Here is a 20,822-nt window from a genome sequence, read left to right as displayed (position 1 = left end):
CAGATACGACGTCTCTCGCTCTGCAGGGCAGCGACCTTAAACTGGCGCAGACGCGAGCGGACAACACTCATTATCACCCTCCCGATGCACAGCAATCGATCTTCTCGACAGGTTCAAGAAAACTGCTAATTCGGTGATCAAGCTCATTGAGGTCTCTTGCCACACCTTGCGCGGTTGCCGTGGTGGCGAAAATGCATTCAATTAGCGAAACGGAACCAAAAGCCTCACGGGATAGGTTCCCTCTTAATTGCACCACTTCGAATACCAATCTTGCTTCTTCAACCTGCTTAGCCACCCCTCGCACAGCCCGTTCAGGGTCTCGGGTTCGATGTGGTTGTTCTTCTCGATTTTGCGAAACACAGAACCTGATGCCGCGAGCCCGATATTGTTGAGTGCATCGATCACGTTTGTCTTGTTTCGCCAAGCCGAGCAATAGTACGGAGTGTGCAACAGGGAGTTCGTGAAATCTGTGCCTTCGGGTGATCGTGACAGAACAACTTTCAAGAGTTCCACATTGTATGAGCAGGCCGCAGTGTCCAAAAGACTCTCGTAAATTCGGGTGCAAGTGAAGTCCCGTCGTTGAGAATGCTCTTCTTCGACCCTTTCGACGTATCGATCCCACAACACCATGAATGCGTCCCTCTGGGAGGCTGCTAGGGCAATATGGATCGGCGCATAGTCAGAGCCAGTAGGCAGCCAATTTGTTACATCCACGATCCTTGAGCGATCTGGCAATCCCAGTAGTTGGATCTTTTTGCAAAGATCAGCTTCCGACTCGAGCAACAACTCGATTGCCGATAATTCGTTATTGTAGGCAGCCCAAGCTAAGGTTTGACGTAGCATGTTTTTCCATTCACCAGTCCGTAGCTTGCTATCCTCCAACAAAAATGTCAGCAATTCTGGTGTGGAGATCGCAAATTGCTCAGCGTAGACATCGTTGCAGTCATTACCGATGTAATCCGGAAACTCATTAATAAGAAGCGTTATTATCTTCTTTGCCCGATCAAGGGAAGCAGCGGACCTGTCGCCGTCGACATACCCCTTTACTGTCGCGTGGAGTGGGCGATCTCCACTTACTTCGGAGCAAAACGTCGTCCCATCATTTACAAAAGGTAAAAGGGCCGATACCAAGTCCAACCTCAACGCGTGGGCAGAATCGGCCAATAGATCGCCAGTGATAAGAAGGCGCTGGTTCATTAAACCACCAAATGTTGTTAGGATGGCTTTCTTGGTCTCACCATTCTTGATCATCTGGCTGACCAAGCGTCGGTTCAAGTTATCGATCTCTATCATCTCGAGGGAAGGGTTATCTGGAACTTGTCCCGTGAACGGATTCCTGATGAATGGCCTAGCATCCAGGATTGAAGGTAGCAGTCGAAATTTGCCCGATTTCAGGGCCGCAAATAGCGGGGTATCATCTCCGCAAACCCGACCGTTAACGTTGCTTCCCTCCAAAACGCCACTCAAAACGTTTTTCGAGCCATAGTTGATAGCCGTCCCGACTAGATTGCAATCGCCCTCAACATCATTCCAAAATCTCCGGAGAACTTCGACCATCGGAAGGTCGTCACCCTTGATTGCGGTTAAGATCGCGTCCCTTGTCTCCTGGTTCGCTCCCGCTGCAACCAATCGTGAGGCACTATCGGACGCCTTGCTTTCTGCAGCAAATTGAAGCGGCCATTTCCCGTTCGGGAGCGGTTCGAGCGCTAAACCAGGGTGTTCCGCGAGAACTTGAGTTATACCGGGCGCAAAGTCCCACGATATCGCGACCTCAAGTGCCCGATGCGAAACGTTCCGCAGGTCTGCCTCTGAACCTGAATACGCAATTGATTTGTCCAGCCCGGCAACAATTTTAAAAAGGGTTAGATCTTGGACTTCCGAAGCCTTGGAAATCGCGTTGCCGCCCTGTTCTCCGTCCAAGCTGGCGCCGTACTGAACGAGAATCCTTGCAACCGTTACACGCCCCTCCGATACCGCGGCTACTAATGGACGCTCTCCTCCCGGTGGGTGTGCATCTGGATGGATGTCATCCTGTAGCAAGGCAAGAACAATGTCGTTTCTTCCAGCTCTTGCTTCCGCCACAAAGCTGGCGTTCGTACGCTCGACCCCATGCTTTTTGAGCAGCTCAACTGCCCAGCCCCCTTCCGCAAGTGCAAAGAGCGAGACACCCTTATCGCGTATTCCGGCAAAGACACTGAGGTCGAATTCAACCAGTCGCTCCAACTCGCTTATCTGTACGGCAAACCCATGTTCAGCTTCAGCCAATCCGCCCTGCAAGACCGCTACAACGTGACCCTTGTTATCTAAAAGAGGCGCACCGGAATGTCCTTTCACGGTCCGCCCGGAAAACGATATCATTTTCAACGATGTAGCTGGACTTCCACCACGTTCTGCAATCTCGGCAGCATAGTCGGTTTGATTCCAGGTTGTGAATAGTTCTCCCTCCTTCTCGGTTCTAACAGGGGTATGAAATGGCCTCCTCGCGTCTGGTGGAAACGCCGGGATTTCAAGATCTTGTTCCCCTTTAACCGTCGCCGGTTCAAAGCCAATTGTCACGTTAAAATCTCGTTCAAAATCAGCTGAACTTAAAACCACCAAGTCCGCCGCCAGATTGAACTGAACGGGCTTAATTTCCCAAGAGCCATCCGAGTTGAACGCAGTATAGTTCTGGCAGTTGGTAATCCCGTGGAGAACTGTTACTATCCCTTTGACTCCCAACACTTTGAACCCATTGAACTGTCTCTCTTGCCCCCCCCTTGCACCGCAGCCTGTCGCATACATCCGAAAAACATTGGTAGTGGAGTTGGATGCAACAGCGGAAACAGCCATGATCAGCAAGCAGGCAGAACTCAGAAAAAAAGTCCTGACTTTAATCATTTTCATTGCAAATCTCCTGGATAGCCAAAACAATTTTTTCGTCGCTCACGTCGTTCCGAATTGCCTTTAGTCCTAGGACGTTTGACGCGAGAATCTGGTTCCGAATGTCATCCGAATAGCTTTCAGATTCCCGATTCAGAGTTGCGACTTTGTCACAAAATCCAGTTGACTCTACAGATTGAAGCCCACCACTTTTCCACTTTTCCTGGCGAACCCGCGAGATTTCACCGAGATACTTTGAGTATAGATCTTGGACTACCGATTCTTTCGCTACTCCGAGTTTGGACCAATATTTCAGTTCTTCATTGATACCATGCAAGTAGCTCTCGAACTGAGGACCAAGCAGGTTATGAAGGCGTGCAGATAGACCACCGGTTGCGCCGACGGCAATACCAACGATGAAAAAGCAAACCCAAGAAATTCTCCGCTGTTGGCCCGCACACGTATTAGTTCTGGGCTCCTGAGTTTGTTGTTTGTCCTTTAAATTGTTGATTTTGGGAAACAGAGAAATCGCAGAGACAACTGCTGCCATGACCGTACTGAGAACGGCACCAACCACAGGCGAACTCGAGAGCCCCACAACCCAACCGATCGAAGCGCCCGCCAACAACAACCCTAGAAAATTCACCATGACTTTCGCCTTTGGAAATTCAACGACTAATCGGATACTTTCCAAATAGAACTCTTTCTCGATAAAGTTGCCACTAGACATATTCTCAATCAAGTTGTTTGGGCACATTGTGTCGAAATTCGGACCTTTGACGCACGAACTGACCGAGATTTTCGATCTCTATGCCAGGCTGATTCCAGTTTTGGTCTGATCGCAACGAAAGTCAGCATTCTCGATCAGATTGTGAGTCTGCGACCGACCGAAATGGAGACGCGAAGTAGACTGGCAGCTTAGTCTTGGGCCGGCCCATCAGTTTCGGCGCCAGCTACCGACCAACAGCTTCGAGGTACAAGATTAGCAAAACGGATACTAGCTTCGCTCAAATTGACGGTCGGATTCACCCCCGGAGCCGACTCCGGTGTTCAGTGGATGAAAGGTTCTCTTTTTGCCCCCAGTCGTTGTTGCTCAGCTATTTACCTGACAGTTGACGCGTGTTTCAGGTATTAGGTTTATATCGTCTCTTGAAACACCCAAAACACATGTGGATGCGGGTTTTAACAACAGAGTTGGAATGGCACACACCAGGATCGTCAGAACCGCCGTGCTGACCTCGGCCATCGTCCTTGGAGCGGCGATCCTGATTGGGATGACGGGGCGCGTGTTTCCGCCGGGGGACTCTCTGGCGGTTATTCGTCCGCTTGCCGCGCTGTTGCTTGTCCCGGCAGCCATCGCGCTTTGGGCTCTGAAATGCCGGCGCGCCGCGCTTTTCTCGCTGATCGTCTCGGCAATCGCGGCTGCGTCCGTTGCCTCCGGTTTCCTGCGCGCGGAGGCGTCTTCCTGTGGCGGTCAGTGCCTGACGCTTTACCAGAAGAACCTGCTCTCAAAGGCCTGGCCGAGGTACCCGCTGGCGGACGATATCATCCTGTCCTCCGCCCAGGTCGTGACCCTTCAGGAGGTCTCGGACCACAATCGCCGGTTCATGGCCAGGCTGTTCGACCATTATTCCTTTGTCCTATCGTGCGCGTTCCGGCCGCAACAGGAGGTGGCCATCCTCACGTCCCTGACGACGGTCGCGGGGTCCGAGTTCTGCCTGCCCGGAGGGGGGCTCGCCGGAGTGCAGGTTCTACTCCCGGACGGCCGCCGGATCTGGATCGTCTCGCTGCACCTGGAATGGCCGTTTCCGAACCGCCAGTTCCGGCAGAGCTCGCAAGTTGCCCGGCGGATCGGCCAGCTGGACGGCCCGGTCATCGTCTCCGGCGATTTCAACATGGTGCCCTGGGGAGGAAGCGTCCGGAAAATCAGAAGCGCCGCGGGCAACGAGATACTGGGAAGAACGCGAAACTCCTACAAGTGGGGGAGCTGGCTGCTGCCCTTGCCGATCGACAACGTACTCGTTCCCGAAGGCACCACGGGTTCGGTCGAAACGCGCCCCTTCATGGGATCGGATCACCTGGGGCTTCTGGCGCGCATCAAGCTTCGCTGAGGCGCTGTCACTCCTCCGCCTTGAAAAGGCATTCCCACCGCCGGGTATAACCGCTTTCAGACCAGGTACGGCTTTGCCACTTGCGCCCTTCTCCCCCCTTGCGGGGGAGATGTCCGTGAAACGGACAGAGGGGGGGCTGCAGCGGTGCGGGAACTCAAAAAGAGGAATGCGTTACGAGAGGCTGATACCCCCCACTGTCAGCGAAAGCTGACATCTCCCCCGCAAGGGGGGAGACGGGCGCAAGGGGCGATGCTCAAGAGAAAAAGAGTCGTTTGTTCTCAGCCGGACAGTCCGGGTCAAGCCATGGTGGAGCGTTGCGCGGGTGGCCTGAGGACCGCCTGACTTTGCGAGAAGCTGCTACCGCTCTTTCGGGTCGGCGGTTTCGAGAAGCGACAGGGCGTTGAAGAGCAGGGTCAAGGCGGGGCCGGCGATGCGGCCCCGGGCGAGCTGGACCGCGGCGCCGATCAGGAGGATTGTCGCGAAGGCCGTGTGCAGGCTGAACTGGCCGCCGCTGCGCGAGGCGATTTCCTGATCGGTGCGCAGGAGACCGAAGCGCAGGGCCAGTCCCATCGGCGGCATCGCACCGTGCGGCACGAATTCGACAATACCACTTTCCTTCAGCATCGCCGTCAGCTCCGCCTTTTTAAGGCGCGCCTCGACGATCAGGCTGCCGGTGTTCGGCCGTCCGAGACACCGCGTCACGCCCGGCAGATGCGCCAGACGCTCGCAAAGACCGGCCAGGTGCTCCGGGGAAATCCTGCCGGTCAGTCTCAGCCGCGCCCGCCCGTCGGTCGCGTGTGCCAGATGGACCCGGGCGATTTCCGCCGAAGTGCCCTGTGCCTCAGTCATCGCCCGCCGCTTCCATCGCACCGGGACCCGGCCCGGCATCGGCTTCGATATCGTCGTCGGGATACAGTTCGGCGTGCACTTCGGCGGCGACGTCCTCGAAATGCTCGTAGGCTTCGGCGCCGGCCCTGCGGAACTCGTGATAGGCGGTGTAGCCGGTCTTCATGGCCGCGCGCATGACCGGCCGTCCGGCCCGCGCCACCGCCGCGCCGACGCCGGGCACCAGCAGGAGCCCCGTCGCGGCCACCGAGGCCCCGAGAAAGAACAATCGCGCGGACATTCGTTCACTCCTTGCTTTCCGGACCGGGGGACAACCCATTCTAGGATACGGACCCAATCTTTCCGTGACATGAGTCAAAATGACAAGCACCGTTGCGCGGACAGCTCAGCCCCTCGTCGATCCGGGTGTTCGTTGAGGCAGGCCTTTTGGGGACGAAATCGCGCGACGGTGGACAAGCCGGTCCGCCGATGCAATGAAGGAAGACACCGGCACTGTGTAGCCGTCAAAAGCGTTCCCGGGATCTTTCGTGAAAAAAGCATCGGCCCTTCCTCTCTTTTTCGGTTTCTGCCTGACCGTGCTTTGCGGGCCCCTGGCGGCCCAGGACCAGCAGGTGCGTGTGCCCAATTTCTGGGACCCGAAGGCCGTCAACGACCGGCCCGCGAGCGTGCCGGACAAGATCCAGTTTCTGGCCAGTGACGGTTATCCGCCCTTCGTGTTCCGCGATCCGCAAGGGCGGCTCACCGGCTTCAACGTCGATCTCGCCCGCGCGCTCTGTCAGGAACTCGGCAGTTCCTGCGCGCTGCGCATCAAGAATTTCGATGTGCTTCTGGCGGCCCTCGACGAAGAGGAAGGCGATGCGATCATTTCCGGACTGTCGCGCAACCTGCCGGCCGCGCAAGACCTCAATTTCACCGAGGACTACCTGAAGCTGCCCGCCCGGTTCATCGTGCCGGCCGACCGGGCGGAGACGTTCGACGAGCAGAGGCTGGACGGTGTCGCCATCGCCGTTGTCGCCGGAACGCGCTACGAAGCCTTCGCGCAGCGCTTCTGGCCCAAGGCGAACATCCTGAGCCTGGACACGGAAACGGAGGCCCGCGAGGCGGTGAAATCCGGCCCGGCGGATGCCCATTTCGGCGACGGCCTGAGCCTGTCCTTCTGGCTGCCGAGCCAGGCGGCCGACGGCTGCTGTGTCTTTGCCGGCGGTCCGTGGCTGGAGCCGGACTATTTCAACGAGGGGCTGGCGATCGCCACACGGCCGGACGATCCGGAACGGGCCGCCGCCCTCAACTACGCGCTGCGGCAATTGCAGCAAAAGGGCATCTACCGCGAGCTCTACCTGCGCTATTTCCCGATGAGCTTTTACTGAGTCCGGGAGAGATTTAATCCAGGTTTGAGAGATTGGGACGTCCCCTCTCCCAATGGGAGAGGGTTAGGGTGAGGGGGCAAACGCCTCCGCATCCCTGAGAGGTCTGCCCCCTCACCCGGCGCGATGCGCCGACCTCTCCCCCAGGGAGAGGTAACCTGGAACTTGTGGCCACCGTTTCTGCTCAAACGCGATTGCACCGCCCTGAGGGAGACGCAACACCGCAGTCAGCCTTGTATTTTATCAAAAGCCCCCTGTCCCGGCCTGGACGTCCGTTCCTGCTCAACGGCGGCTCGCCGAGGTGCGGACTTCAAAAACGGAATGGACAGGCTGAAGGCGAAGGAATGGGCGCGGGGCGTCAGCGAGGGGCCGAGACCGATCTCCATGGCTTCGTGGCCCTGTTCGGGCGCCTCGACATAGGTGCCGAACAGCCGGTCCCAGACGGAGAGATAAAAGCCGTAGTTGGAATCCGTCTCGCGCTGGAGCACCGAATGGTGAATGCGGTGCATGTCCGGCGTCACGATCGCCAGGCGCAAAACCCGGTCCAGGCCCTGCGGGATCCTGAAATTGGCGTGGCTGAAGACGGCGGATGCATTCAGGACGATTTCGAACAGGACGACCGCCTCGACCGGTCCGCCGAGCGCGACGATGATCAGCCCTTTCCAGACAAAGGACAGCAGGATTTCGATCGGGTGAAACCGGAGTGCCGTCGTCGCGTCAACCTCGCTGTCGGCATGATGCACCCGGTGAATGCGCCAGAAGAGCGGCACCTTGTGGGAGACCAGGTGCTGAAACCAGACGGCCAGATCCAGGGCCATAAAGGTGAACAGGCCCGCAAGGAGGCCCGACCAGCCCAGCAAGCCGAACAGGCCCCAGCCGTGCTCCCGGGCCAGCAGCGCCAGGCCGGCGCCGCCGATCGGAAAGATCAGCCGCACCAGCAGGGAATCCAGCAACACAAGGCCCCAATTGGTCGGCCAGCGCTTCACCCGTCCGTTCTTCAGGCGGCGTCTTGGAAGCCCGGCCTCCAGCAGGGCCATGACGAGAAAAATGCCCGCGAAGCAGGCCATACGGAGCTGATTGATATCGATCTGTTCAAACATGGCGTCCGGTTTACATTGCGGCGTCGAACCGCTTGCCAAGAGACATACGGCTGTTTAGGGCAAATAGAGCACTGCTTTTACATCATTTCACGCCGAAAGAGATCACATCCCGATGAGCGCCTTCCTCTGGACGCGGCCCGAGACCGAGGCCACTGCGACGTTGCTGCTTGCCCATGGCGCCGGTGCGCCGATGGACAGCACCTTCATGGAGAGGTTGGCGGCCGCGCTCGCGGTACAGGGCGTCGCCGTGGCCCGGTTCGAATTCGCCTATATGGCGGGACGCCGCACCGGTGGCCCCAGGAAACCGCCTCCCCGCGCGGACAAGCTGATCGGCGAATTCCAGACCGCGCTGCAGGACCTGATGAGCGAGACGGAAGGCCTGCTTCTGGTCGGCGGCAAGTCGATGGGCGGACGCGTGGCCGCCATGCTCGCCGGCGGCGGCTCCCTGCCCGGCCGCGTCAAGGGCGTCTGCTGTTTTGGTTATCCCTTCCATCCGACCGGCAAGCCCGACGCTGACTGGCGGCTCGCCCCGCTGGTAGAGGCCAAACGTCCGGTCCAGATCCTGCAGGGCGACCGGGACCCGTTCGGGACGAAGGCCGAACTGGACGAGATCGCGCTGCCCGCCCATGTGGCGATCACCTATCTTGAAGACGGCAATCACGACTTCGGGCCGCGCGGCAAGTCTCCCGCGACGCTTGACGGCAACATTTCAAACGCGGCGGCGGCCGCGGCCGCATTCGCCTCGAAGCTTTGAGCCTTACTCTGCCGGCGTCAGGTCCCGGCCCGTTTGCAAGGGTGGCAGGTTCCGCCGGCGCCGCAGGCGGATCAGCCCGCCGATATCGTCGCCGATCTTGATCAGTGCCGGTACCAGCACAAGCACCAGTGCCGTCGCCGTGCCCAGACCGAAGACGATGGTGATCGCCATCGGCAACAGGAACTGGGCCTGCAGGCTGGTTTCGAACATCAGCGGCAACAGCCCGCCGATCGTGGTCAGGGACGTCAGCAGCACCGCGCGCAGGCGGTCACAGCTGGAGCCGACCGCCGCCTTGTCGAGATTCTCTCCCGTCGCCAGCCGCTCCTCGAACCGCGCCACGAGGATGATGGAGTTGTTGACCAGAATGCCGGCCAGTCCCAGAAGCCCGATCATGCTCAAGATGGTCAGGTTGAAGCCCATCAGGTAGTGGCCGACGATGGCCCCCACGATACCGAACGGGATGATCGACATCACGACAACAGGCCGGGAATAGCTTGCGAAAATCGCCGCCAGGATGATGTAGATCCCGGCCACCGCCAGCAGGACACCGGTCAGGAGATCGGAAAAGGCGTTTGCCTGCTCCTCCGCCCGGCCGGCGAAGGAATACTCCAGACCGTAGCGTTCGGCGAGGTCCGGGAGAAACCCCTTGTCGAGTTCCGCGATGATGGCGTTGTTGGAGGTCACGGTGCTGTCGACATCGGCGACAACCGTCACCACCGTGCGTCCGTCGCGGCGCAGGATCACCGAAAAACCCTGGTCGTCCGTCAGGCTGACGACCTCGGTCAAAGGCACGAACTCTCCGGCGGGGGTCTTCAGAGACAGCTGACGCAAGGCGGCTGTACCGTCCTCCTCGAACACCTGCTTCACCCGAACGGCCACTTCCTCGTCGCCTTCGGCAAACCGCCGGGCGATGTTGCCTTCGAAAGCGTTGCGGATCTGCCGTGCCGCTCTTTCCACGGTGAAGCCGAGCGCGCGGCCACGCGGGGTCAGTTCGACGACGAGTTCAGGCTTGCCGAACGGAAGGTCATCCTCGACCCCGCTGGTTCCCGGAAAACCGGACAATTCCTGCTGCAGTTCCTGCGCGGCCGCCTTCATTACATTCAGCGGCGCACCGCTCAGGCGAATGTCGAGGTCGCGTCCGGGAGGCCCGCCCCGGCGCTCGGCGATCGCTATTCTCGAGATACCAGGGATCGACGGCAGTGCCGAGCGCCAGGCCCGGACGATTTCCGGTGTCCTGACGGAGCGCTCCTCCGAGCGGGTCAGCTGGACGGTGATATTGGCAACGTTGTCGCCGCTGTTGTTGCCCGCCTTGCCAAGGGTGGCGTAGGTCCCGACCACCAGGTTCTGGTCCGTGCCCTCGGCCAGGGCCACCTGGGCCTCCATCAGGGCCTCCTCGATCCGCAAGATCCCGGCGATCGCCTTGTCCTCTGGAATACCTGCGTGAAAAAAGATCGAGGCCGTCAGGTTTTCGGATTCCGGCGACGGGAAGAAGGTAAAGCCGACCCGGCCGCCGCGCACCAGCCCGACGGCAAGGATCATCGAGGCGATAGCGACCGCGAGGGTCACATAGCGCCAGGTCACCGCCACCGACACCAGCACTCTGAACGGATTGTCGCGCAACCAGTCGAAGCCCGTGTCGAAGCCCTGACGGAACCAACCCGGCCGGGCGTCCCCGCTCCTTTGCCGGCGGGAGCGGCGCAGGATCAGCAGAAAGGCCTCAACGACAAGCGCCAGCAGGAAGCAGCCCGTAATGACCACGAATTCGAAGACGAATATCCCGGCCGTATCCCGCAAGGCGCGTAGCGGATCGTCGATCATGTCGAGATAAGGCGGTACCGACATGTCCGGCTGGGAGACCAAGGCACTCAGGAAGAAGGCCGGGGCTCCCGCCATCAGCACGACGCGCCACCAGCTCCAGCCCGGCCGGCTGCCGAGCGCATGGGAGAGGTGACCGGGCAGAACCAGAAAACATTCGATCAGGGACGCGATCACCACCGACACCACGACCACGGGCAGGGTGCCCATGATCTGGCCCAGCACGTCGCCGACAAGCAGGATCGGCAGGAAAGCGGCAATGGTCGTGAGGCTTGCCGCCAGGATCGGCGCAAGCATGGTCGTCGCGCCGTTGATCGCCGCTGCGTCGGGACTGTCGCCCATACTTTGCCGCGTCGCCGTATGCTCGCCGACAACGATGGCGTCGTCGACGATCACTCCGAGCATCATGATCAGGGCAAACAGGGAGATCATGTTGATGCTCTCGCCCATCAGCCACATGATGCCGATCGTCGCAAGCATGGCGACAGGTATGCCGGCGGCAACCCAGAGCGCGATGCGGGCATTCAGAAACAGGAACAGGATGGCTACTACGAGGACGAGGCCGGAAATGCCGTTTTCGATCAGGAGCTCGATACGCCCCTCCACGGCATCGGCACGGACATCGTATTTCAGGATTTCCAGCGTTGGCGGCAGCTGCGGCACGGTCTCGGCGAGATAGTCGTCGACGATCTGCGCCGCTTTCAACGTGTCGGTGCCCTCCGCCCTGAGAATTTTCAGTTCGACCGCACGCAGGCCTCCGGAAAAGCCCTGGTTTTCGCTGCTGTCGAAGTCCCGGACGACGGTGCCGATGTCCCTTACCAACGTCTTTTCACCGGAGGTAAAGGACTTGACCTCAATCCTTCCGACCGCGTCGGGCGACCGGTCCTCGGAGAGCGCGCGGATCTGCCGCTCAACGGCGCCGTCCAGATTACCAGCGGGAATATCGATCGTGTTGCCCGCGATCTCGTCGGCGACATCTTCGATCGTCAGGTCCAGGCGGCGCAGCTCCCGCTCCGGGATTTCCACCTGATACTCCGGCGAGCGGTATCCGTTGAGCTCGACCTTGTCGATGCCGCGCGCCAGAAGGTCGTCACGCATTTGCCGGGCGAAGACCTTCAGGGCGGTTTCGGAGAACGGTCCCCGCAACGCCAATGTGGCGACGCCATCGGTGAAGGTCGAGGCCGAGACCACGGGCGTTTCGGAATCGACCGGCAAGGTTGTCACCCCGGCAACCGCCTGCTCCACATCGGACAGGGCCTGTTGCATGTTGGTGCCTTCGATGAACTCCATATGCACAGACGCGCGGCCTTCCAGGCCGTAGGACACGATCTCGTCGAGCCCGTCGATGAAACGCAGTTCCGGCTCAAGCACTTCCAGGATGTTCGACGTGACATCTTCGGCACTGGCTCCGGGCCAGATCACGGTCACCGAGATCCGGTCGGTTTTGATCGTCGGGAAGAACTGGGTGTTGAGCTTGGCAAAACCGTATGCGCCAAACAGGACCATCACCGCCATGATCAGGTTGGCCGCGTTGGCGTGGCGGACAATCAGCTCGAGAACGCCGCGGGACTTCTGTTCAAGTTCCATGGAAGGCCTCTACTGTCCGGAACCGGTGCTCGCGGTCTCCGCCGTCGGCGATCCCGACGGCTCTTCCGCTCCGCCTGCGGAGACGTCCCTGACGAGCAGCCCTGCTCCGGCCTCGGGGATGCGCGTGATCAGCAGCGTTTCGCCGTCGTCAAGCGCGCCTCTCACGAGAATGTAACCATCGTCGATGGAAAGCGCAGTGACCTCGCGCGGCTCAAGGCGGCCGTCCTTGACGACATAGACGATGCCGCTGCCGTAAAATGCCGTCTCCGGGATCCGGAAGCTGTCCGGATAGGTTCTGTCCGAAAGGGTCACCTCGACGAAGGCCCCTGGCCGCAGGGGCACAGTCGCCTCCGATGCGTCGATCGATGCGATCAGCTCGACCCCGCCCCGACTGCTGGCGACATCCGCGCCAATGCGCGTGACTTCGGCGGGATAGGTAACGGGCTCATTGCCAAGATACCAAGTGACCTCCACCGGTCGGCCGACGACCGTTCCCGTTTCGGCGAGAAGACGGCCGTACTGGTTGTCCGACAGGGTGAAGCGGACTTCGAAGGCATCACTGTTGTAAAGGGAGACGACTGCGTCGTTGACACTGACCAGACGGCCGGGTTCAGCGGCTTCCGAGCGGACGATCGCGTCGAACGGGGCTTTCAGGACCGTGTTTTCGACCTGGCGCTTCGCGTTCTGCAGCCGCCATTCCAGGCGCTTGATCGCGGCGTTCTGCTGAACGACCCTCGCCTCTTCCAGCGCTAGCGAATTCTTTGCCTGTTCCAGGGTTTGCTGGCGCTGCGAGACAAGCAGCTTGCGGGTGTCCAGGGTTTGCTCGGTAACGGTGCCTCTGCCTTGCAGCTGTTCGGCCCGCAGCAGGTCCTTGCGGGCGAATTCCAGCTGCTCCTGGGCCCGCACTACATTGCCCTTCTCAAGCTCGACCCGGCCCTCGCTCTCCACGAGCACGGCTTTCGCCTCGGCAAGGTTGGCTTCCGCTTCCGTGACCGCGCCTTCGTAGTCGAACCGGTCGATCGCGACCAGGATGGCCCCCTTGGCAACAGCCCCACCGGCCTTCAGGTTCGGATGGATCTCGACCACCTCGCCGGCGACCAGCGCACGCAGTTCCACTTCCCGTCCGGCGGCCGTTTCACCGAAGACGCCAATTTGCGGCGCGTGATCTTCTCGCACGAGCGCAATGGTCTCGACGGCGTAGCTTTTTTCCTGGACAGGCCGCTTCGGCACATCGGGTTTCGTGGCGATCAGGACATTCATCCCCTTGACCGCCCCGAACAGAATGGCGAAAGCCAGAAGCACCTGAAGCAGCGCTCTCAGAACCAGGCCAAATTTCCGGCGCCGGCGCTTCGGTTCCCGCTCGGGAGGCAGGACTTCCGGAATTGGCTGTTGGCTATTTTCCGGCTTCAGGGACTGCAGCATTTCCAGCGTACCACGGACCGTTGAGGGTTGAGATCACGGGTCGCCTTCCTGGCTCCCCGAAGCAAAGATCAGCTTTAGCGGGGAAAATTCAAGGCCGCTTACCGTTCAGGGTAAACCCTGACACGCGGAAAAATGTATCGATATGTGTCCAGAGGACGCATCGGGAAACATCCGATACGTCTTCAGCGGTCAAACTGGTATTTTGTTCCGCAAAACTCGCAGGTCACGGCGATCTTGCCGCCGTCGGTCATGTCTTCGATGTCCTCATCGCTGAAACCGGCGAGAACCCCTTCGATCTTTTCCCGGGAACAGCGGCATTTGTCCGCCAGCGGCTGAGGCTCGAAAAGGCGCACGCCGCGTTCGTGGAACAGGCGGAAGAGCAGCATTTCGACGCTGACCTCCGGGTCGGTCAGTTCGACATCCTTGACCGTGTCGACCAGCGCCTTGGCTTCCACCCAGGCGTCGTCTTCCTCGAATTCGTGAGAGACGGCCCCTTCCGGGGCATCGCCGGGATCGATATCCGCCTGACGCATGCGCTCAGGCGATTCAGGCAGAAACTGGACCAGAATGCCGCCAGCGGTCCATGTCCGGACCGGCGGCTCACCTTCCTGACGGGTGTAAAGCTCGCCGACGCCCAGGCGCACTTCCGTCGGGATCTGTTCGGAGCGTTCGAAGTAGCGGCGCGCCACTTCTTCCAAAGTGATGCCGTCCAGTTCCACAAGTCCCTGGTAGCGCTGCATGTGCGCGCCCTGATCGATGGTCATGGCGAGGTGGCCGGTTCCGAGCAGGGCCTCGGGCGTCGCCTTGCCGGCCTCCATCAGCGCCTCGACACGGTCCTTGTCGAAACTCGCGCAGGCACGGATGGCGTCCGGAGAGGCGAAATCCACGACCAGCATGGAGACCGGCCCCTGGGTCTGGGTCTGCAGGGTGAAGCGGCCTTCGAATTTCAGCGAGGTGCCAAGCAGGCTCGTCAGCACAATCGCTTCGGCCAGGAGACGTGAAACGGGCTCTGGATAGGCATGCCGATCCAGGATCTTTTCCAGCACCGGACCAAGCGAAACCGCCCGGCCGCGCACGTCCAGTTCTTCGACGGCAAAGGGCCGCACGGCATCCAGCCCCGCGGGGGCGATGCCCAGTTCCTCAAGATTGAATGCCACTTCAGATCCGCTCCAGACGGCCGAGCGTTCAACCGAAGCCGATTGAACGTTCAAGACCGATCGTTTCTCTAATGACAGAACCTCTTTCCACGTTCAACGGAACGCAAAGGCAGGCTCTAGGCTGCGCCGAAACACCAGGCAAGGATGCCTTTTTGGGCATGCAGCCGGTTCTCGGCTTCGTCGAACACAACGGAATTGGGACCGTCCATGACCTCGGACGTGACTTCCTCGCCGCGGTGCGCGGGCAGGCAGTGCATGAACAGAGCGTCCTGCTTGGCCTCGGCCATCAGGCGCTTGTTGACCTGATAGGCGCTGAGAAGGTTGTGACGGCTCTCTTCGTCGTCGTCGCCCATGGAGACCCAGCAATCGGTGATGACGCAGTCGGTCCCTTTCACCGCTTCATAAGGGTCGGTGGTCACGACGATGGACCCGCCCTTTGCACGGGCCGCCTCGATCAGATCTTTCGGCGGCGCCAGTTCACTCGGGGTGGCGATGCGCAGTTCGAAATCGAAACGGGGCGCGGCATGGACCCAGGACGCCAGAACGTTGTTGCTGTCGCCGGTCCAGGCGACGCTCTTGCCCGCGACCTGCCCGCGATGCTCCTCGAAGGTCATCAGGTCGGCCATAATCTGACACGGATGGGACACCTTGGTGAGACCGTTGATCACCGGCACGGTCGCGTTTTCCGCGAGTTCCCGCAGAGCGTCATGGTCCAGGATCCGGATCATGATCGCGTCGACGAAACGGGACAGGACACGCGCCGTATCGCCGATGGTTTCCCCCCGGCCGAGCTGCATTTCCGCGCCGGTCAGCATCAGGGTCTCGCCGCCCAGTTCGCGCATGCCCACGTCGAAGGAAATCCGCGTGCGGGTGGAGGGTTGCTCGAAGATCATTGCCAGCACCTTGCCGGCGAGCGGTCCCTCGCCCCGGCGCACGCCGTTCCGGCCCGCCTTGATCTTCTTGCCGGTCTCCAGAATGGCGCGCAGTTCGTCGCCCTCGAATTCAGTCAGATCCAGAAAATTCCGGTAGGCTGTCTGGGCCGTCATTCAGCCACTCCTTCCGCCAGTTTTGCCTCCAGTGCGCGCGCGGCCTCGTCCAGGCGCTCGACGGCAATAGAGATTTCGTCTTCGCTTATGGTCAGCGGCGGCATGATGCGCACCACGTTGTCGCCGGCCGGAACGGCAAGCAGGCCCGCCTCGCGCGCCGCGCTCACATAATCGCCGACGGGGACGACGCATTTCAAACCGAGCATGAGCCCGTTACCGCGCACGTCTTCGAGGATTTTCGGATGGCCATCGACCAGGCCGGCCAGTTTCTGCTTGAAGCTCAGGCCTTTCTTTTGAACCTCTTCCAGAAAATCGCCTTCCAGGATCACATCCAGAACGGCATTGCCGACGGCCATGGCCAGCGGATTGCCGCCAAAGGTGGTGCCGTGGGTGCCCGGCGACAACGCTGCGGCAGCTTCCTGGGTAGCAAGACAGGCCCCCATCGGGAAACCACCGCCAATTCCCTTGGCGATCGCCATCAGATCCGGGGCCACGCCGCTCCACTGATGCGCGAACAGCTTGCCCGTCCGGCCGACGCCGGTCTGGATCTCGTCGAAAATCAGCAGGATGCCGGTCTCGTCACACAGCTTGCGCAAGGCGCGCAGGAAATCGGCCGGTATCTCGCGGATGCCGCCCTCTCCCTGGATAGGTTCAATCACGATCGCCGCCGTCTGCGGGCCGGTGACTGCCTTGAGCGCGTCAAGATCTCCGGCGGGCACCTGATCGAAACCCGGCGCCTTGGGGCCGAAGCCTTCCAGATACTTCGCCTGACCGCCGGCCGCGATCGTCGCAATCGTCCGGCCGTGGAAGGCCCCTTCGAATGTGACGATCTGATACCGGTCCGGCTCGCCCTTGTCGTAGTGATACCGGCGGGCGCATTTGATTGCCGCTTCCATCGCCTCGGCGCCGGAATTCACGAACAGCACCTTGTCTGCGAAGGTCACGTCGCACAGGCGTCCTGCCAGACGCTCGCCTTCGGGCATCCGGTGCAGGTTGGAAACGTGCCAGAGCTTCGCCGCCTGATCCTGGAGCGCCTTGACCAGATGCGGATGGCTGTGTCCGAGCGCATTCACCGCGATCCCGGATCCGCAATCGAGAAATCGTCGGCCATCCGCGGTCACCAGCCAGACACCTTCCCCATGATCGAACGCCAGGGTCGATCTTGCGTAATTCGCGAAAAGCGCAGTTGCGGACATAACCTCGTTCTTTCCCATAACGCCCCTGCCCTGCCCGCGGGCGGCAAAACCCGGAACCGCTTCGTTCATGAGCTGGAGAGGCCAAAACGCAACGTGCCGCCCGATGAGGCGGCACGTTTATTGCTCTCTTATACACTGCCTTTACCATTGTCTGTCAATGGCGCGAAGCGTTTGCCGCTTCAGGGAGAGCCGGTCGATCTCACACAGATGCTCACGAAGCCGTCCTTGTCCGCTTGATAGGCCCCTGCGATTGGCCCGCATGATCGGACAGCAGGCAACTCCGTCCGCTCGGGAATGGTCTCGAGCCCGGCCATCGAAACGGGATTTCGCAAAACTCTCAAGGACCTCGCCATAATTGGGGAAAAGTCGGTTCATCCCCAACTGGTTTGGGGCGAATGGTTGCCTGACAAATTAACGTTATTGTAACCTTTGAAGCATCAGACACGACATGTCGTGACGCCTGTCTCCAAAGACACAATATATGCCATTTCCCGGCATGACAAAACGCGTCAGACACGGGGCAAGGCCGTGAAACGGTCAAATAAAAGGTGCGGCAATGAGTTGGACGAACGAACGGGTAGAGCTCCTCAAAAAGCTCTGGGGCGAAGGTCTTAGCGCAAGCCAGATCGCGGGCGAACTGGGTGGTGTGACCCGGAACGCGGTTATCGGCAAGGTCCATCGCCTCGGCCTTTCCGGCCGTGCGAAATCCCCCTCGACAAGTTCCAAACCCCGCCGGGCACGCACGAACGCACCTGCTCAAAACCCGGTGCCGAAAAAACCGACCCCGCAGCCGATGACGCACGGCGCGACCGCGCTGAAAGCGGATATCGCTCCCGCGCCGGCAGTCGAACCCGAACCCGCGGTGGAACCGATCGCCGATCTGGTGCCGATTTCCCAGCGCGCGACAATCCTGACCCTGACCGAGCGCACCTGCAAATGGCCGATCGGCGATCCGGCGACCGATGACTTCTACTTCTGCGGACGCCAGTCAGAGGCCGGCGCCCCCTATTGCACGCATCACTGCAAGATCGCCTATCAGCCGGTTGCCGACCGCCGCCGGGACCGCAAGGTGATCGCCAAGGCCGGCTGACTTCACAAGTTCGTCCGACAGCAAAACCAGCCCGCCGTTTCGGCGGGCTTATTCGTTGAAAGGCCGGGGCCTGTTCAGAGGCTCCGGCCTTTTGTTTTTCGAAATTTGCGTGTCATGCGTCATCGCGGATGCAGGCGAGTGGCGTTCCCTGGCGATAGCCCCGGAATCCACCTTTTCCGGCGTTTCGAAAAATCAGCCTACCGCCGAGAACTGGTCGTTGAACGCGTAGCCAGCGCCCCTGACTGTGCGGATCGGGTCTTTTGCCTTGCCCTTGTTGAGGGCCTTTCGCAGACGGCCGACATGAACGTCGACCGTGCGCTCGTCGACATAGACATCGTGCCCCCAGACCCCGTCGAGAAGCTGTTCGCGCGAAAAGACGCGCCCGGGCGACGTCATCAGGAATTCCAGAAGGCGGAATTCCGTCGGACCCAGATGGATTTCTTTCGCGTTGCGCCTGACCCGATGGGTTTCCCGGTCGAGTTCGATGTCACCGGACCGCAGCATCGTCGACACCACCTCCGGGCTCGCTCTGCGCAAAATCGCCCTGACACGGGCCATCAGTTCCGGAACCGAAAACGGTTTGACGACATAATCGTCGGCGCCCGTCGAAAGACCGCGAATGCGCTCGGCTTCCTCACCGCGGGCGGTGAGCATGATCACGGGCAGGCGTTCGGTGTCCTCGCGCGCGCGCAGGCGACGGCAGAGTTCGATGCCCGAGAGACCCGGCAACATCCAGTCAAGCAGAAGAAGGTCGGGAAGGCTTTCACGCAGCCGGATCTCTGCTTCGTCGCCCCGTATACAGGACTCGACCGAGTATCCTTCGGCTTCCAGATTGTATCTTAACAGAAGGCTGAGCGGTTCTTCGTCTTCAACGATGAGCACCTTCGGCATGAATTCTCGCTCCAAATTGCAGCAGCCGGCACCGAAGCGCCGGCCGGATCTTTTCCGCGCCGATTGTCCCGGCGGTTAGACGGCTCCACTGGTTTCGTCGAGCTTTTCCCGATCCTCCGGCAGACGTTCCCCGGTGACCATGAAGTAGACGTTTTCCGCGATATTGGTCGCGTGGTCGCCGATGCGCTCGATGTTCTTGGCACAGAACAGAAGATGCACGCATTGTGTGATGACGCGCGGGTCTTCCATCATGTAGGTCAACAGTTCACGGAAGATCGACGTGTAGATGGCGTCGACTTCGGCGTCGGCGGCCTGCACGCGGCGGGCGGCTTCGGCGTCCTTGCGGGTATAGGCGTCCAGAACGGTCTTGAGCTGGTTGAGGGCAAGCTCGGTCATGTGCTCAACGCCAATGGCGAGTTTCTTGGATTGCAGGTCGCTGTCGATGGCGAGAACGCGTTTGGCGACGTTCTTGGCCAGATCGCCAACCCGTTCCAGGTCGTTGGAGATGCGGGTCGCGGCCGCGACTTCGCGCAGGTCCTGCCCCATGGGCTGACGGCGCGCGATCAATTCGATGACGCTGGCTTCAACCTCCATGTAAAGGGTGTCGAGACGCTCGTCCCCCTTGACCGTGGCCCGGGCGAGATCCGTATCCCCTGTCACCAAAGCCGATACCGCGTCCGCGAAGGCCTTTTCCGCCAGGCCGCCCATTTCGGCAACCTTGCCGGCAACGGCCGTCAGATCCTCGTCGAAAGCCCTGACTGTATGTTCAGACATCCTGTGTCCCCTTAAGAAATCGGATATACGCGCTTAGCCGAAGCGGCCAGTGATATAGTCCTGCGTACGCTTGTCTTTCGGATTGGTAAAGATCTCCTGCGTCGGACCTTCCTCAACCAGAACACCCAGGTGGAAGAACGCCGTGCGCTGAGAGACGCGCGCCGCCTGCTGCATGGAGTGCGTCACGATCACGATCGTGAAATTCTCGCGCAGTTCGTCGATCAGTTCTTCGACCTTGGCGGTCGCGATCGGATCGAGGGCCGAGCAGGGTTCATCCATCAGGATCACTTCCGGGCTGACCGCAATGGCGCGGGCGATGCACAGGCGCTGCTGCTGACCGCCCGACATGCCGGTTCCAGGCTCGTCCAGACGGTTTTTAACCTCTTCCCAAAGCCCGGCCTTTTGCAGGCTGGAGGAGACGATGTCATCCAGTTCGCTCTTGTTTCTGGCCAGACCGTGAATGCGCGGGCCGTAGGCGATGTTGTCATAGATCGACTTCGGGAACGGGTTCGGCTTCTGGAACACCATGCCGACCTTCGCGCGCAACTGCACCGGATCGACCTTGGGGTCGTAGATGTCTTCCCCGTCGATCTTGATGCTGCCTTCGACCCGGCAGATGTCGATCGTATCGTTCATGCGGTTCAAGGTCCGGAGGAACGTGGACTTGCCGCAGCCGGACGGACCGATGAAGGCGGTGACGGTCCGCGGCTCAATTTCGATGTCAACGTCCTTGATGGCGTGCGTGTCGCCGTAATAGACCTGCACCTTGTCTGCGGAAATCTTGCTAGCAGTCATTTCGTTCGCCTGTTC

General features: G+C 60.3%; 17 protein-coding genes. 4 read left to right on the top strand and 13 right to left on the bottom strand.

Annotated elements, in window-relative coordinates:
- Nucleotides 1-243: 243 nt before the first annotated feature.
- Both JF539_RS03065 and JF539_RS03060 read right to left on the bottom strand, forming a co-directional pair.
- A complete protein-coding gene (locus tag JF539_RS03065; protein WP_207138877.1) occupies nt 244-2,883 on the bottom strand; it encodes a trypsin-like peptidase domain-containing protein in 2,640 nt (879 codons plus the stop codon).
- A complete protein-coding gene (locus JF539_RS03060) occupies nt 2,870-3,589 on the bottom strand; it encodes a hypothetical protein (RefSeq protein WP_207138876.1) in 720 nt (239 codons plus the stop codon). The genes JF539_RS03065 and JF539_RS03060 overlap by 14 nt, the downstream gene beginning before the upstream one ends.
- A 469-nt stretch (nt 3,590-4,058) precedes the next feature.
- Here JF539_RS03060 and JF539_RS03055 point away from each other — a divergent pair, with 469 nt between their 5' ends.
- Nucleotides 4,059-4,970: an endonuclease/exonuclease/phosphatase family protein gene (locus JF539_RS03055; RefSeq protein WP_207138875.1), complete on the top strand. Its 912-nt coding sequence runs from the start codon at nt 4,059-4,061 to the stop codon at nt 4,968-4,970.
- Between the two features lie 357 nt (nt 4,971-5,327).
- On the opposite strand, the gene JF539_RS03050 is transcribed toward JF539_RS03055, so the two are convergent.
- Nucleotides 5,328-5,819, bottom strand: a complete 492-nt coding sequence (locus tag JF539_RS03050; RefSeq protein ID WP_207138874.1) for a hypothetical protein — start codon at nt 5,817-5,819, stop codon at nt 5,328-5,330.
- Nucleotides 5,812-6,096 (bottom strand): DUF5132 domain-containing protein, encoded by a 285-nt coding sequence (locus JF539_RS03045; protein WP_207138873.1) that lies wholly within the window; start codon nt 6,094-6,096, stop codon nt 5,812-5,814. The genes JF539_RS03050 and JF539_RS03045 overlap by 8 nt, the downstream gene beginning before the upstream one ends.
- Before the next feature lie 247 nt (nt 6,097-6,343).
- Between JF539_RS03045 and JF539_RS03040 the strand changes: the two genes are divergently transcribed.
- Nucleotides 6,344-7,183, top strand: a complete 840-nt coding sequence (locus JF539_RS03040) for a transporter substrate-binding domain-containing protein (RefSeq protein WP_209016982.1) — start codon at nt 6,344-6,346, stop codon at nt 7,181-7,183.
- A 224-nt stretch (nt 7,184-7,407) separates the two neighbouring features.
- Here JF539_RS03040 and JF539_RS03035 read toward each other — a convergent pair whose 3' ends face one another.
- Complete coding sequence (locus JF539_RS03035) at nt 7,408-8,280, bottom strand: sterol desaturase family protein (protein WP_207138872.1); 873 nt, start codon at nt 8,278-8,280, stop codon at nt 7,408-7,410.
- Nucleotides 8,281-8,392: 112 nt separating this feature from the next.
- On the opposite strand from JF539_RS03035, the gene JF539_RS03030 reads away from it, so the two are divergent.
- Nucleotides 8,393-9,034, top strand: a complete 642-nt coding sequence (locus JF539_RS03030; RefSeq protein WP_207138871.1) for an alpha/beta family hydrolase — start codon at nt 8,393-8,395, stop codon at nt 9,032-9,034.
- A gap of 3 nt (nt 9,035-9,037) precedes the next feature.
- On the opposite strand, the gene JF539_RS03025 is transcribed toward JF539_RS03030, so the two are convergent.
- From JF539_RS03025 to JF539_RS03005, 5 genes are all read right to left on the bottom strand, one after another.
- A complete protein-coding gene (locus JF539_RS03025) occupies nt 9,038-12,436 on the bottom strand; it encodes an efflux RND transporter permease subunit (RefSeq protein ID WP_207138870.1) in 3,399 nt (1,132 codons plus the stop codon).
- 9 nt (nt 12,437-12,445) lie between these two features.
- Nucleotides 12,446-13,858: an efflux RND transporter periplasmic adaptor subunit gene (locus JF539_RS03020; RefSeq protein WP_207138869.1), complete on the bottom strand. Its 1,413-nt coding sequence runs from the start codon at nt 13,856-13,858 to the stop codon at nt 12,446-12,448.
- 182 nt (nt 13,859-14,040) lie between these two features.
- Nucleotides 14,041-15,015, bottom strand: coding sequence for an Hsp33 family molecular chaperone (locus JF539_RS03015; RefSeq protein ID WP_207138868.1), 975 nt, complete (start codon nt 15,013-15,015; stop codon nt 14,041-14,043).
- Between the two features lie 116 nt (nt 15,016-15,131).
- The gene (gene argF, locus JF539_RS03010; RefSeq protein ID WP_207138867.1) at nt 15,132-16,061 is read right to left on the bottom strand and encodes an ornithine carbamoyltransferase; all 930 of its coding nucleotides are present in this window, start codon (nt 16,059-16,061) and stop codon (nt 15,132-15,134) included.
- Nucleotides 16,058-17,257, bottom strand: coding sequence for an aspartate aminotransferase family protein (locus JF539_RS03005; RefSeq protein WP_207138866.1), 1,200 nt, complete (start codon nt 17,255-17,257; stop codon nt 16,058-16,060). The genes argF and JF539_RS03005 overlap by 4 nt, the downstream gene beginning before the upstream one ends.
- Nucleotides 17,258-17,813: 556 nt before the next feature.
- On the opposite strand from JF539_RS03005, the gene JF539_RS03000 reads away from it, so the two are divergent.
- Nucleotides 17,814-18,347, top strand: coding sequence for a GcrA family cell cycle regulator (locus JF539_RS03000; RefSeq protein WP_207138865.1), 534 nt, complete (start codon nt 17,814-17,816; stop codon nt 18,345-18,347).
- 192 nt (nt 18,348-18,539) lie between these two features.
- On the opposite strand, the gene phoB is transcribed toward JF539_RS03000, so the two are convergent.
- From phoB to pstB, 3 genes are all read right to left on the bottom strand, one after another.
- Nucleotides 18,540-19,238, bottom strand: a complete 699-nt coding sequence (phoB, locus tag JF539_RS02995; protein ID WP_207138864.1) for a phosphate regulon transcriptional regulator PhoB — start codon at nt 19,236-19,238, stop codon at nt 18,540-18,542.
- Nucleotides 19,239-19,313: 75 nt separating this feature from the next.
- The gene (gene phoU / locus JF539_RS02990; RefSeq protein WP_207138863.1) at nt 19,314-20,012 is read right to left on the bottom strand and encodes a phosphate signaling complex protein PhoU; all 699 of its coding nucleotides are present in this window, start codon (nt 20,010-20,012) and stop codon (nt 19,314-19,316) included.
- A 33-nt stretch (nt 20,013-20,045) separates the two neighbouring features.
- Complete coding sequence (pstB, locus tag JF539_RS02985) at nt 20,046-20,807, bottom strand: phosphate ABC transporter ATP-binding protein PstB (protein WP_419247658.1); 762 nt, start codon at nt 20,805-20,807, stop codon at nt 20,046-20,048.
- Nucleotides 20,808-20,822 lie beyond the last annotated feature (15 nt).

The organism is Roseibium aggregatum, from assembly GCF_017309185.1.
Lineage (GTDB): Bacteria > Pseudomonadota > Alphaproteobacteria > Rhizobiales > Stappiaceae > Roseibium > Roseibium aggregatum_B.
This window is presented reverse-complemented; position numbering and strand designations above follow the sequence as displayed.